This window comes from Bradyrhizobium sp. A5 (genome assembly GCF_042076515.1).
GTDB lineage: Bacteria > Pseudomonadota > Alphaproteobacteria > Rhizobiales > Xanthobacteraceae > Bradyrhizobium > Bradyrhizobium cosmicum.
Window position 1 is genome coordinate 4,474,142 of the sequence record NZ_CP148990.1, and the last position, 13,205, is coordinate 4,487,346.

Annotated in this window: 13 protein-coding genes; 10 read left to right on the top strand and 3 right to left on the bottom strand. The window is 62.6% G+C overall.

Going from position 1 to position 13,205, the window contains the following annotated elements; translation table 11 throughout:
• The first annotated feature begins 10 nt into the window (after nt 1–10).
• Genes WHZ77_RS21570 through WHZ77_RS21595 form a run of 6 tightly spaced genes read left to right on the top strand, consistent with a single transcriptional unit; the run spans nt 11 to nt 5,998 of the window.
• Nucleotides 11–892, top strand: a complete 882-nt coding sequence (locus WHZ77_RS21570) for an AAA family ATPase (RefSeq protein ID WP_375309780.1) — start codon at nt 11–13, stop codon at nt 890–892.
• Nucleotides 889–2,010 (top strand): VWA domain-containing protein, encoded by a 1,122-nt coding sequence (locus WHZ77_RS21575; RefSeq protein WP_375309781.1) that lies wholly within the window; start codon nt 889–891, stop codon nt 2,008–2,010. The genes WHZ77_RS21570 and WHZ77_RS21575 overlap by 4 nt, the downstream gene beginning before the upstream one ends.
• A complete protein-coding gene (locus tag WHZ77_RS21580; protein ID WP_375309782.1) occupies nt 2,007–2,891 on the top strand; it encodes an amidohydrolase family protein in 885 nt (294 codons plus the stop codon). Before WHZ77_RS21575 ends, WHZ77_RS21580 begins: the two co-directional genes overlap by 4 nt.
• A 30-nt stretch (nt 2,892–2,921) precedes the next feature.
• Complete coding sequence (locus tag WHZ77_RS21585) at nt 2,922–3,770, top strand: N-acyl homoserine lactonase family protein (protein WP_375309783.1); 849 nt, start codon at nt 2,922–2,924, stop codon at nt 3,768–3,770.
• Between the two features lie 20 nt (nt 3,771–3,790).
• Entirely contained in the window at nt 3,791–5,368 is a 1,578-nt protein-coding gene (locus tag WHZ77_RS21590; RefSeq protein ID WP_375309784.1) for an isochorismatase family protein, read from the top strand.
• 3 nt (nt 5,369–5,371) lie between these two features.
• The gene (locus WHZ77_RS21595; RefSeq protein WP_375309785.1) at nt 5,372–5,998 is read left to right on the top strand and encodes an FMN-dependent NADH-azoreductase; all 627 of its coding nucleotides are present in this window, start codon (nt 5,372–5,374) and stop codon (nt 5,996–5,998) included.
• A gap of 331 nt (nt 5,999–6,329) precedes the next feature.
• Here the strand turns inward: WHZ77_RS21595 and WHZ77_RS21600 are convergent, their stop codons facing one another.
• Nucleotides 6,330–6,851, bottom strand: coding sequence for a DUF488 family protein (locus WHZ77_RS21600; protein WP_375314784.1), 522 nt, complete (start codon nt 6,849–6,851; stop codon nt 6,330–6,332).
• Between the two features lie 238 nt (nt 6,852–7,089).
• Between WHZ77_RS21600 and WHZ77_RS21605 the strand changes: the two genes are divergently transcribed.
• From WHZ77_RS21605 to WHZ77_RS21620, 4 genes are all read left to right on the top strand, one after another.
• Nucleotides 7,090–7,305 (top strand): DUF2945 domain-containing protein, encoded by a 216-nt coding sequence (locus WHZ77_RS21605; RefSeq protein ID WP_375309786.1) that lies wholly within the window; start codon nt 7,090–7,092, stop codon nt 7,303–7,305.
• A gap of 132 nt (nt 7,306–7,437) precedes the next feature.
• Complete coding sequence (locus WHZ77_RS21610; RefSeq protein WP_375309787.1) at nt 7,438–9,084, top strand: molybdopterin-dependent oxidoreductase; 1,647 nt, start codon at nt 7,438–7,440, stop codon at nt 9,082–9,084.
• Between the two features lie 46 nt (nt 9,085–9,130).
• The gene (locus WHZ77_RS21615) at nt 9,131–9,496 is read left to right on the top strand and encodes a hypothetical protein (RefSeq protein WP_375309788.1); all 366 of its coding nucleotides are present in this window, start codon (nt 9,131–9,133) and stop codon (nt 9,494–9,496) included.
• Between the two features lie 456 nt (nt 9,497–9,952).
• Nucleotides 9,953–11,755 carry a chloride channel protein gene (locus tag WHZ77_RS21620; RefSeq protein ID WP_375309789.1) on the top strand — a complete coding sequence of 601 codons (1,803 nt, stop codon included), beginning with the start codon at nt 9,953–9,955 and terminating at the stop codon, nt 11,753–11,755.
• Between the two features lie 412 nt (nt 11,756–12,167).
• On the opposite strand, the gene WHZ77_RS21625 is transcribed toward WHZ77_RS21620, so the two are convergent.
• On the bottom strand, nt 12,168–12,656 hold the full coding sequence (locus WHZ77_RS21625) for a MarR family winged helix-turn-helix transcriptional regulator (protein WP_375309790.1): 489 nt from the start codon (nt 12,654–12,656) through the stop codon (nt 12,168–12,170).
• Nucleotides 12,657–12,765: 109 nt separating this feature from the next.
• Complete coding sequence (locus WHZ77_RS21630) at nt 12,766–13,149, bottom strand: hypothetical protein (RefSeq protein ID WP_375309791.1); 384 nt, start codon at nt 13,147–13,149, stop codon at nt 12,766–12,768.
• Between the last annotated feature and the right edge of the window lie 56 nt (nt 13,150–13,205).

Consider the following 13,205-nt stretch of genomic DNA (forward strand, 5'->3'; position numbering starts at 1 on the left):
AGATCTCTCCATGGCAGTCCGCAGCAACATCGTCGGCATCGATAGTCCGGAGGCGCTGGAGAAGGCGCTGCGCGCGGCCTATTACCTCGCCGACGACGGCCTTGCGACCGCGGCCTATCTCGGCCTTGCCCTGGGCAAGCCGCTACTGCTCGAGGGTGCACCGGGCGTCGGCAAGACCGAAGCCGCAAAGGCCATCGCAGCCGTACTCGGCCGTCGCCTGATCCGCCTGCAATGCTACGAGGGCATCGACGCCTCTGCTGCGCTCTATGAGTGGAACTATCCGCGCCAGATGCTCGCGATCCGGCAGGCCGGCGACCAGAGCATCGACATCTATGGCGAGACGTTTCTGATCGAGCGGCCCATGTTGGCGACCCTGCGCGCGCCGGACTCGACCGTACTGCTGATCGACGAAATCGACCGTGCCGACCAGGAGTTCGAGGCGTTCCTGCTCGAATTCCTGTCCGACTTTCAGATATCGATCCCCGAGCGCGGTACCCTGCGCGCCGCGGAACACCCCGTCGTCGTGCTGACGTCCAACCGGACCCGCGACCTGCACGAGGCGCTGCGCCGCCGCTGCGTCTATCACTGGATCGATTACCCCAGCGAAGAGCGCGAGGCACGCATCGTGATGCTGCGGGCCTCCAGCGTTGCGGAGGCGACCGCGCGCGCCGTCGTCGCGGCCGTCGGCAAGCTCCGGCGTGAGCCACTCAGCAAGGCGCCGGGCGTTGCGGAAGCCGTCGACTGGGCCGAAGCCGCAACCCTTCTCAACAAGAGCGGCGCGCGCTGGCCGGACGCATTCAAGCGCTCGATCGGCGTGGCGTTGAAGGACGAAGAGGACCTGCACTTCATCTCTCCCCGGCTCGACGCGATGCTCGCGGAGGCAACCGCATGAGCACCGAACCGCAGCTTCCGCAAGCCACGCGCATCTTCGTGTCGTTCGCCGGCTTGATGCGCGCCAACGGCTTTGCTGTCGCACCGGAGCAAACGACTGCATTTCTCACCGCGATCGAGCTGCTCGGCCCGCGCGATCTCCATGATATCCGGCAGGCGGCGCTGGCTACCCTCGCGCCGCCACCCGAACACCGCGCGACCTTCGACCGGCTGTTCGATTTGCATTTCCGCGGCAGCGAGGCCCTCGAGCGCGTGGTCGACGGCGAGGACGACGAGACCGTCCGGCTTCAGGACGAAGGCCACGGCGACGAGGAGCCCCTTCTCTCCGACGAGGCCAACGAATCCGGCCTGACCGCAACGCGCACTGAAGCCCTGGTCGAGCGCCGCTTCGCGCAGCTATCCACAACCGCTGCGCTGCGTCGCCTGGCACATGAAGCGCCAAGGCGCCTGCCGCGGCGACGCGGTCACCGCCGCATGCGGGCTCGCAGCGGTCCCTTTGCAGACCTCCGCCGCACCCTGCGCGACAGCGTCCGCGGCGATGGCGAGATCCTGCGGCTGGCACGGATGAAGCGGCGCCAGCGGCCGCGAAAGTTCCTGCTGCTCATCGACGTCTCCGGCTCGATGAAAAGCCGCACCGAGGAGAACATGAAGCTTGCCCATGCGCTGGTGCAGGCGGCTCCCAATATCGAGGTCTTCACGTTTGGCACCCGCCTCACCCGACTAACCCGCGCGCTGCGGCTGAAGCGCCGCGAGCAGGCACTGAACACCGCGGCCCATCTCGTCAGCGACTGGGACGGCGGCACCCGCATCGGCGACGCGCTGCAGGCTTTCCTTGCGGTGCCACGGTTCGGGGGTTATGCGCGCGGGGCGGCCGTGGTCATCGTCTCGGACGGGCTGGAGCGTGGCGAAGTCGATGCGCTGCGCGACGCGGTAGCAAAGCTGTCGCGCCGCGCCTGGCGCGTGACCTGGCTGACGCCGCTCGCGACAGGCCCTGGCTTTCGTCCACAAACCGAAGCGCTCGTCGCCATCGAGCCCTTGGTCAACGATCTCATGGACGGGGGATCGAGCGCGTCGATCGTCGCCCATATACTGGCACTGGGACGAAGGAGAGTTGCGTGACCGAGATTGTCGACGGGCATCACCACATCTGGAGGCAGTCCGACTTGCCCTGGCTGACCGGCCCCATGCAGCCCCGCATCTTCGGACCCTACGAGCCAATCCGCCGCGACTATCCTATCCAGGAATATCTCGACGACCTCGAGGGCACCGGCGTCACTCGCTCCGTCTACGTCCAGACCAACTGGGCCAATGACCGTTTCGAGGACGAAGCCGCCTGGGTGCAGGAGACTGCCGACGCGCACGGCTGGCCGCACGCCATCGTCGCCTATGCCGATTTCGCCGTTGACGACGTGCGCCCGCAGCTCGACCGCCTGCAGCACTATCCGCTCGTGCGCGGCGTACGGATGCAGCTGCATTGGCACGAGAACCCGCTCTATCGCTTCGCGGTCAAGCCCGATCTCTGCATCGCCCCGATGGTCCGCCGCAACGTCGCGCGGCTCGCCGACTACGGCTGGAGTTTTGATCTCCAGGTCTTCACACCGCAGATGCCGGATGCCGCGCAGCTCGCCGAGTCCTGCCCCAAGGTGACTTTCATCCTTCAGCATGCCGGCATGCTCGAAGATCTCTCGCCCGCGGGCCGCGCGGCGTGGCGCGCGGGGATGGCCCGGCTCGCGGCGTGTCCGAACGTGGTTTCGAAGCTCTCGGGGCTCGGCACGTTCATCCATCGCAACGACCCCACGCATATCGCCGCTGTGGTTGCCGACACCGTCGCGATCTTTGGCGCCGATCGTTGCCTGTTCGGCTCCAATTTCCCGATCGAGAAATTGTGGACCAGCTATCGCGAGCTCGTCGACGCATTTCGTGCCGCAGCCGGCCCGCTCGGTACCGAGCAACAGAGTGAGATCTTTAGCGGCACCGCGACGCGCGTCTATCGGCTTTAACGGACAAGAACAAGACAGGGAGGGCAAGGAATGGCGCTGGAGATCAAGATCCTGGACTATGGCGATATCGAGCTGGAATCGAGCTTTCTGGTTCTCGGCCGGGACTGCGGCCGCACCCGCCGCGTCCTCACGCTCGGCTTCTTGATCCTGGGCGGAAAGTACCCGGTCGTGGTCGACACCGGCTATCGCTCCAACCAGATAATGGAGACGCTGGGCATGAGGGGGCTGCAGTACCACGAGCACATGATCGAGAACCAGCTCGCCCGCCACGGCGTGCGCATGGGCGACGTCCGCTTCGTCTGCCACACTCATCTTCATATCGACCACGCCGGCAAAGACGATCTATTCCCGATGAACACGACGGTCGTCGTCAACCGCAAGGAGCTCGAATATTCCGTTTCTGGCCTGATGCATCCACAGTATCCGGCGCCCGACATCAAGCACCTGATCGACCGCCTGCACACCAAGAGCGCGCTGCGTTTTCTCGATCTGGAGATCACCGGCCCGATCGAACTGATGCCCGGCGTCTATTGCGACGCAGCCAACGCCCACACCGAGGGTTCGATGAACGTCGTCGTCGAGACCGCGGACGGCATCGCGACCATCTGCGGCGACGTGATCTACGATTTCAACGACCAGATCGTCACGCCCTTCAACGAGATCAACGACTGGGAGCCGCGCACCACCGGGAACCATGGCACCAGCAAGCGCGCGGAGAAGGCCTCGATCAAGAAGCTGCTCAACAATTCGCGCTATTTGCTGCCGGTACATGATCGCCCCGCCAAGATCGAAGGCGGGAATGTCGTTGGCCGACTGCACGACCAGGTCCCCGGACCGATCGTGCAATCACTGCCCGCGCGCAACTGGTTCCCGGCCTAGGGTGATCTAAGGACCGACTGATGACACACGTCACCTTGCGCTCCGAATTCGAGACCCTGATCGACCCCTACGCTCCGACCGCGCAGGTGGGAACGGGATTTGACTTCACTGAAGGGCCGATCTGGCATCCGGTTGATCATTATCTGCTGTTCTCGGACATGCCGGGCGACGTGCGGCGGCGCTGGGATGCACGGCGCGGCGTCGTCGAGGTCAAGCGCCCCTCGAACAAATGCAACGGCATGACCTATGATGGCGAGCTCAACCTGATCGTCTGCGAACACGCGACCTCATCGCTGATCCGCGAACGGCCGGACGGGCGGCGCGAGGTGCTGGCCTCGCACTTTGGGGGACAGGAGCTCAACAGCCCCAACGACGTCTGCGTCCACTCGTCCGGAGCGATCTATTTCTCCGACCCCTGGTATGGCCGCATGCCGGTCTATGGCGTCGAGCGGCCGCGCCAGCTCGGCTTCCAGGGCGTCTATCGTGTCGTCCCAGGCGGCGAACCCAAGCTCGTGGTGGACCGCAATTTGTTCGACCAACCGAACGGGCTGTGCTTCTCGCCGGACGAAAAGCTCCTCTATGTCAACGACACCGTGCAGGCGCTGATCCGCATGTTCGACGTAGATGCCGACGGCACGCCCTCGAATACGCGCGTGTTCGCGAACGGCATCCGCTCCGAGCTGGAGCCGGGCCTGCCCGACGGCATGAAATGCGATCAGCACGGCAATGTCTGGGTCACCGCGCCCGGTGGGGTCTGGGTCTATTCGCCGCGCGGCGAGCTGCTCGGAAAGGTCCGCCTGCCCGAGTTGGTCGCCAATCTCACCTGGGGCGGAGCGGATTTCCGCACGCTCTATCTGACCTCGACGCATTCTGTCTATGCCATTCCGACCAAGGCCGGCCCGCGCCACGAGCCCTATATGAGCGGCAGGCACGCTGGTGGCGGCACGACAAGTGCCGGCCCTGCGGCCGCAGCTCCGATCCTCGGCGATGGGCAGATGCAGCTCGATCCGCAGCGCTGCGCCATGATCATCCAGGACCTTCAGAACGACGTCATCATGGATGGCGGCGCATTCGCAGACTCAGGCGCACCAGGTCATGCGAAGCAGCAGCACGTGGTCGAGAACGTCCGGCGCCTGGCAGAGACGGCTCGCGCGCGGGGCGTCGCTATCATCCATGTCTGGTTCGTGGTCGAGCCCGGCGCGCCCGGCGTCACGCTGAACGCACCGCTGTTCGAGGGCCTTGTCGACAGCAAGGCGATGGTGCGCGGCAGCTGGGGCGCGGCGCCGGTCTCGGGCCTGGAGCCGCGGCCCGGCGACTTCGTGGTGGAGAAGATGCGAATGAGCGCCTGGGAAGGTACGCGGCTCGAGACGATCCTGAAGGCTACCGGGCGGGACATGATCATCAACACCGGCGCCTGGACCAACATGTCGGTCGAGCACACCGCGCGGACCGGCGCCGACAAGGGCTATTTCATGATCGTGCCAGAGGACTGCTGCTCGACCATGAATACTGACTGGCACTCCGCCTCGATCAACTTTGCAATGCAGAACGTCGCGGTTGTTACTCGCGCGGACGCCGTCATCAAAGCACTGGGATGAGCGGTGGCCAAGCTTTTGCACCTCTCCTGCTCGCCCCGCCCAGACTCCGAGTCGAGTGCAGGTGCCCGTGTCTTTCTTGACGGATTTCGCCAGGCCCACCCCGACTGGGAGATCGATATGCTCGATCTCTGGCGTGAGCGGCTACCGGAATTTTCAGGTCCCATCGTCGAGGCCAAATATGCGCGCATGAAAGCACAGGCCTTCAATGACGCGCAGCGCGACAGCTTTGCCGAGGCGGAACGGATGGCGACGCGCTTTTCGCTGGCCGATCGCGTGCTGATCTCGACACCGATGTGGAATTTCGGCATCCCCTACAAGCTCAAGCAGTGGTTCGACATCGTTATCCAGCCAGGCCTGACGTTCCGCTTCGATCCGACACAGGGCTATCTTCCGCTATTGAGGGACCGCCCGACCATCATCATACTCGCTTCGGGCGGCGACTTTGCGACTGGCATGAACCGCGGCCGCATCGACATGGCGACGCCTTACCTGCGCGAAGCACTCCGCTTCATCGGCGTCAGCGACGTGCGCTTCGTGCCGATCGGGCCGACCACCGGCCCGGCGGACTCGATCCTTACCGCACGCGAGATGGCGCATCGACGACTGGGGGAGATCGCAGCACGGTTTTAGTTGATTGACCCCGCACCTTGGCCGATACGCCGCGAGGCGGATCGCTCCAGGAAAAAAGATCGCAAGATAGCAGACAAAGATATGATCGCCTGACCGGACAGCCCTTGGATCAAGCCGTTACCATAAGTTGTTGCACAAGCTAATTTCATCTCGCCCATTCGATAAGCAACTTTACATATCGGTAGTCAGGCCTCGGATCGGCGGGCAAGCTACGCCCATGACCTACTGGTCGGAGAGAAGCGGGCGCCAGTTCGTGGTGGTGGTCGCCGGCGGCCACGGCTCGACGGGTACCGAAGCCGGTGATTCCATCATTGCCTACGCGCTTCCCAAATCATAACCGCGGCTCCTCAGGATAAACCAGCTTACCGTCGTTGCGCACGACGGCGCCGGGCGTCAGGCCCGCCAAATCGACATGCGATTTTCCGAGAATGTGCATCACTTGCTCGCCTGCGGCCAGAAGGTAGTCCGCGATGATCCGGCGGTGGCAACGCCACCAAACCGCTTCGGCGCACATGACGGCGCACCGGTGCTCCGCGCCGCGTTCCCGAAGCCGCGTCAGCCCGACAGCGAATGGCGCCGTCAGAGCATAGTCTGCGTAGTTGCGAAAGCTGCGCACTCGCCAGTACGTATTGGGCGAGGATTCCGAGTCGCGCGACTTTCCCCGCAGGCCGCCGAGCTCGCTGATATGCTCATAGCCGATCTGCCACGGCGCCAACGCTATGGGGAAGCTCTCCTGATTGAACTGCGGGTTGGTGCGCGACCGGGGCATCGACCTTACGTCGATAACGAGGCCGACGCCCGACTCTCGCAAGAGATCGACAAACTCGGTGATCGTCCTGGTCGAGTGGCCTATGGTGAAAAAGCTGTTCGTGGCGTCGCTCCAATTGGCGAAGGCGCGTGACGGCCCGCCTCACTGTTGATCCTAAGCGTCCGATGCGGGAAACAGAAGCGCGCATGGATTAGTCGAAAGATATTGCGCTTTTAGGGAACCGACAGGAAGTGCACCGCTTGGTACCTATGCCGCTCCAGTAAATGGCATTCAATGAGAATTCCCTATTGGCAGCTCTTTCGAGGCGTCGGATCGAACAACCATGCCGAAGACCTTCAATATCCACGATCGCGTGAGTTGGAACTCCGAGGCGGGGCGCGTCAGCGGCGTGATTACCCGCGTGCATACTCGCGAGTTCAAGGTCAAAGGCTATACTCATCATGCGAGCGCAGACGATCCGCAATACGAGATCAAGAGCAGCAAGACGAACCACATCGCCTTTCACAAGGGTGCCGCGCTCACCAACCTTGACGATTGACGGCCCCATTGTCAGGCCCGCTCGATGATAGGAAACGATCGACCAGCTCCTGCGCGTCCGCCATCTTCGCTGGCCGAACCACTTCGTGCCAAGCTCAGCGATGCCGACGATCGCATCCGCCTCAATCACTGGATGCCTCCGCAGAACGGGATCGCGCCCCGGATCCGCATTGGGCGGCGCTGGATCAACACGCTGTGGGGCCTGCCGATTGCCGCCGCGGCGCTGCTCTGCCTGGTTGCCCTGGCTCAAAGCCTGCGTGAACTTCCGGACGTTGAGGCGTTCATCGGGCAGCATCCCGGCATTGCGCAGGCCGCGCCGTCGGTTGATTCGGGATTCCCATGGTGGCTGCAGATTCAGCACTTCCTGAACATGTTTTTCATGCTGTTCATCATGCGCGCCGGCCTGCAAATTCTGGCCGACCATCCCCGGCTCTATTGGGGCCGTGATTGCACGCCGGGGAGCGACTGGTTCCGCTTCCAGATCCCGGTGCCAAAAGGGCGCGTCTGGACCGCCAAGGACGATTCCGTGACCCTGCCGACATGGCTCGGCATTCCCGGCCTGCGCCATACTCTCGGGCTATCGCGTTGGTGGCATTTTTCGGTCAACTTGCTGTGGCTGATCAACGGCGTTGCGTTTTATGCGCTGCTATTTTCAACCGATCAGTGGCGCCGGCTGGTGCCGCTGACCTGGGAGGTCTTCCCGGCCGCGCTGTCCACGGCGATCCAGTATGCGTCACTGAACTTTCCGGCTGATCATAGCTGGACCCGCTACAACGGCCTCCAGCAGCTCAGTTATTTCATCACGGTGTTCGTCGCAGCGCCGGTTTCGATCGTGACTGGTCTGATGCAGAGCGCCGCGATTTCCAACGCGCTGGGATGGTTCGGCAGGCTGTTCAACCGGCAGGCGATGCGGTCGGTTCACTTCATCTCCTTTGCCTGGTTCGTGGGCTTTATCCTCGCCCATGGCGTCATGGTCTTCGTCACCGGCATCAGGCAGAACACCAACCATATGTTCGCCGGCGTGGATAACGCGTCATGGACGGGCTTTCCGTTGTTTGTGATGGCGATGGTCGTTCTGACGATCGCCTGGCTTCTGGCTTCGCCCTACACCATCCGGCATGCCCGTCTGGTCCAACATGTCGGCGCGTTCATGATCGGTTGGCTCATGGGATTAGCCGAAAGCTGGGATGCGCGCTCCCAGCTCACGAAGCAGGATATCTCGCCCTACTTCTGGCCCAACGGCACGATGCCGAACTCGAAGGAATTTGATGATCTCGTCGCAGAGAAGTTCGCCGCCTACAGGCTGCGGATCGGCGGCCTGGTCGAGGCGCCTCAGGAATTGTCTCTCGCCGACCTCAAGGCTATGCCCAAACGAGAGCAGATCACGACGCATTTCTGCATTCAGGGCTGGTCGGGTGTGGCCGAATGGGGCGGCGTTGCCATGCGCGACATCCTCGCCCTGGTGAGGCCGACACCCGAGGCTCGCTACGCTGTGTTCTATTCATTGGCCGACGGCGCCGACGGCGGGCGCTATTATGACGTTCACAGGATCGAGAACATGCGCCACGCGCTGACGATCCTCGCCTACGAGATGAACGACGCGCCCGTCAGCGTACTGCATGGCGCTCCGTTGCGGCTGCGATGCGAGAACGAGTTGGGCTTCAAGATGGTCAAGTGGATCGCGGCGATCGAATTCGTGCATGACTTCGCCGATCTGGGCGCAGGCCAGGGCGGTTATAATGAGGACCACGAGTTCTACGGTTATCGCATGCCGATCTGATCGCGCCTAGGGATGATGAGTTCATGACTACATACAGGAGCTGCGCATGGCCCGAGAAAACCCCGATACCTCCAGCGACTGGAACCAGCGTCAACGAGCTCTGTCCAGATGGGACAACGAAGGCGGCGCGGGGCCCGCCTCGGATGCGGCGCCCGACGATGAGCGCATTGCAATCCCGAATCTGACCAACGCTGAACTCGTGACCCTGCGTATCCGCGTCATCGCATTAGAGAATCTCATGATTTCCCTGCTTGCGATAGCATCGGATGACCAACTCAAATTGGCTCGCGAAATGGCAGGCTATATCACCCCGCGGCCCGGCTGCACTCAGCATCCGCTAACAATTCATGCGGCCGCCCACATGGTCGATCTGGTCGAGCGGGCTAATCATTTTCGAGACTCTGACTCCTGAATCGTACGCCGGATCAGAAGCAAATCCGACGCCCGGCGAGCCGGACTTCCGCTTTGCTCTCAAGGCAGAATCAGAGCGGACATCGCACGGTGTCCACCGCGGAGAACACGCGACCTCGCAAGGGCTGGCGAAGAGAGTGGGAGTCAAACCCACGATCTTCGGTGCTGCCACTTCAAACAACTGAGACTGCTTGTCATTCGGCGCGCGATTTACCCCCTTATCGGCACCGAAGGTTGCTCCCTGCCGGGACTGACCAATCCTTTGGAAAGCCGTCAGAACGTTGATCAATTGTGGTGTCAATGTTGGAAGCCGATTGGGGGGCAAAGTTCGTCGCTTGTTCACACATGGCATCGGGCGGCCCGGTTTCTGACGTTGATTTATATCGCTCTACGATATAACTGGCGCAGCGCAGGTCTCGTTCTGGGCTTGCAAAGCGCCCATCCCGAGGGAATCGCCATGCATCGCACGACGCCTGCTGACTCCAAGCCAGGGCATCCACCGCCTCGGCTTGGTGATTTTACTGCCGACCGCCGTGTGCTGATGCTCATCACCATGGCGATCTTTGTCGGCACCGGCGGCGCGGCGGCGGCGTGGCTGCTCTTACAAGCCATAGCCCTCGTCACCAACCTGGTATGGTTTCAGACAGTGAGTACGCAAACCGTGTCACTTGCCACTCTTAAACCCGGTCCGTGGATGATCCTTGCTCCCGTCGTTGGCGGGCTCGTCATTGGACTGATGGCTCGCTTTGGCTCGGACAAGATCCGGGGCCATGGCATTCCCGAGGCTATCGAGGTCATTTTGATCGGCGGCAGCCGCATGCGGCCAAAAGTGGCCGTGCTCAAACCCCTGTCGTCAGCGATATCGATCGGGACCGGCGGTCCGTTCGGTGCTGAAGGTCCGATCATCATGACCGGCGGCGCCATCGGTTCGCTGTTCGCCCAGTGCTTCAGTCTGAGTGCCGCAGAACGCAAGACCCTGCTTGTTGCGGGCGCCTCTGCCGGCATGACGGCCATCTTCGGAACACCGATTGCTGCGGTGATGCTCGCCGTCGAGCTTTTGTTGTTCGAATGGAAGCCGCGCAGTCTGCTTCCGGTCATCGCGGCCAGCACGGTCTCCATCGCCTGGCGTCCGTTGCTGCTCGGCAACGGCGCTCTGTTTCCCTTCGCCGGTCACCTTGATCTGCCCTGGTGGGGCTTGTTTCCTTGCGTCGGGGTCGGCATCGTTGCCGGGCTTCAATCAGGCATCCTCACCGGTTTGCTCTACAAGGTGGAGGACCTGTTCGGTGAGTTACCGATGCACTGGATGTGGTGGCCGGCGATCGGCGGCTTGGCCGTCGGGCTGGGCGGGCTCGTCGAGCCGCGCGCCCTCGGGGTCGGCTACGACATCATCAGCGATCTATTGAGCAGCCATATCGGCGCATCGGAAGTCACGCTCATCCTTGCCGTGAAATCCGTCATCTGGATCATCGCTCTCGCCTCGGGTACGTCTGGTGGCGTGCTCGCGCCGTTGCTGATCTTCGGCGGATGCGCGGGCTGGCTTGAGGGACAGTTTCTGCCGGGCGACGCGGGTGCATGGGCGCTGATCGGCATGGCGGCAATGATGGGTGGCACGATGCGATCACCTCTCACCGGCATCCTGTTTGCAGCCGAATTGACCGGCGATTTCGCGCTCCTCGGCCCACTGCTGCTGGCAACTGGTGCGTCCTATGCCGTTACCGTACTGTTGCTCAAGCGCTCAATCCTCACCGAAAAGATCGCCAGGCGAGGCCAGCACGTCGTACGCGAATACAGTATCGACCCCTTCGAGCTCTTGCGTGTCGCTGAAGTCATGGTGTCCAAGGTCGACACCCTGCCGGCGGCCATGAAGATTGACGAGGCCGTTGCCTTCTTCGCCGACGAGGAGCGCCCCCACAAATCCTATCCGATCCTCGATGCCGACGGTGCTGTTGTCGGAATGGTAAGCCGAGCCGACGTGCTGCGTTGGCGGGCGGGAAGACCACATGGCGACGAAACTTTGTATGACCGTGCTTCCGACCGCTCGCTGACCGTTGGTTATGCGGACGAGCCAGTGTCCCATCTTGCTGACCGTATGGTGGCCGACGACATCGGCCGCGTGCCGATCATAGATCGGCGCACGCTGCACCTGGTTGGTCTGGTTTCACGCAAGGATCTTCTTCGCATTCGGGCCACGGCCAAATCAGCGGAGGCCAATCGCGAGATCTTTTTTGTTCGGCGCCAGATGGCGCAAGCGGCCGACTGAGCACACTTCGGTTCATCAGGACATTCGCAAGTCGTCAGCTTTGTGGCGTTGTTGACGCGTCCGCAAGTCAACCGCAGGAGGCAAAACCATCGATTCCATCATACACTTCGAATTGAGATCTGCCTCACTTCTCGTGAGACCATCCTATCGAGCAAGCGCGCACGTTTGATATCATCGCCTCCTCGCGCAACACCATCGCGCAGCTGCACCAATGCCGACATGAATGCCATCGGCCGCAACGTAGGCGGCCGCGTACAATGAAATGGCGCGGAATCTCAGAGCGTCGAATGCAGTCAGATGCTTAGGATACTGCCGTATCGTAAAGTGGACCAGAGTAAGCGCCAATTGTCCTGGAGCCAGGGCCTACCTGTTGGAAGGATGGGCTCCACCCACTATTCGCGCTTAGACGGGCTTAGACTATTTGCGCTTTGCTATTGTACTGGAACGCCTTTAACAGACGGCTCAGCGCCGGGCTCGCGGCGCCGAGAAGCTCCTCGAGGTGCTTCCGCGAGAGCGCCTGGAGCTTCTGCTCACCCTTCTTCGTCAGCTTGAGATGTACGCGCCTGGCATCCTCCGGATCGGCTACGCGGCTGACCAGCCCGAGCCTGGCCAGTCGATCGATCAGCTCGACTGCGGAATGATGCCGGATCAGCAGGAACCGCGCAACATCACCGACGGTCGCGGGACCGGGACGGACAAACCCCTTGATGCCGAGCAGCGCCTGGTGTTGCGTCGGCGTCAGCCCCTGTTCGGCAGCCGCCGCCTCGCTGAACGCCAGGAAGCTACGGATCTGGAAGCGAAGCTGCGCCAGGGCTGCGTAATCGGAATCACGCATCGCGCTGCCGGTGCGCCTTGCGACCGCCCTCCCCCTGGACCGCTGCGCCTTCTTCGCCTGAACCATGCCTACCTCGAACATGCCACCCGGCTTCGCGGGAGACTTAGCCTAAATTAGCAAGCGGCCACCACCGGACCAACTGGCCGGTCTGGCGGATGCACAGCTATTCGATCGCTTATTCGACGCTGGACAGCAGGATTTTCACCAGGATGACCTGAAACGCGATCGGGATCCGGACGCTCTTTCGCCGGATAGAACGCTGCAGTGCGCCGGCAATCTCCTCACTGGTCAAAGCACCGGCCGATGCGTTGGCAACCAACTCAGCCCACATCTGCGACAGAGAGCTGCCGGGCGGGATCACCAGCTTGATGGTCACCCCACAGCCTTGCGCCCAGTCGATGATCTCCCGCATGGTATGCGGACCGCAATTGCGCGCGGTCGCGAGGCGTTCGGCCGTCAGCTCGCGCAGCAGGTCGCGCGAAGGCGACCAGTTCCCCCTCGGCGGCTGCTCGCCGGTGAGCTCGACCGCGAGCTCCTTCAAGACGTTCTGGGCACGCACGCTCAATCGCTTCATTGGCGCAGGCGCGCGCTTGGCCCGAGCGGAGCCGATGGCCG

Bases quoted from the DNA above. Each gene is read 5' to 3' on its own strand.
- WHZ77_RS21570 (WP_375309780.1), top strand. From the start codon at position 11: ATGGCAGTCCGCAGCAACATCGTCGGCATCGATAGTCCGGAGGCGCTG.
- WHZ77_RS21610 (WP_375309787.1), top strand. From the start codon at position 7,438: ATGCCTCCGCAGAACGGGATCGCGCCCCGGATCCGCATTGGGCGGCGC.
- WHZ77_RS21575 (WP_375309781.1), top strand. From the start codon at position 889: ATGAGCACCGAACCGCAGCTTCCGCAAGCCACGCGCATCTTCGTGTCG.
- WHZ77_RS21590 (WP_375309784.1), top strand. From the start codon at position 3,791: ATGACACACGTCACCTTGCGCTCCGAATTCGAGACCCTGATCGACCCC.
- WHZ77_RS21625 (WP_375309790.1), bottom strand. From the start codon at position 12,656: ATGGTTCAGGCGAAGAAGGCGCAGCGGTCCAGGGGGAGGGCGGTCGCA.
- WHZ77_RS21585 (WP_375309783.1), top strand. From the start codon at position 2,922: ATGGCGCTGGAGATCAAGATCCTGGACTATGGCGATATCGAGCTGGAA.
- WHZ77_RS21605 (WP_375309786.1), top strand. From the start codon at position 7,090: ATGCCGAAGACCTTCAATATCCACGATCGCGTGAGTTGGAACTCCGAG.
- WHZ77_RS21620 (WP_375309789.1), top strand. From the start codon at position 9,953: ATGCATCGCACGACGCCTGCTGACTCCAAGCCAGGGCATCCACCGCCT.
- WHZ77_RS21615 (WP_375309788.1), top strand. From the start codon at position 9,131: ATGGCCCGAGAAAACCCCGATACCTCCAGCGACTGGAACCAGCGTCAA.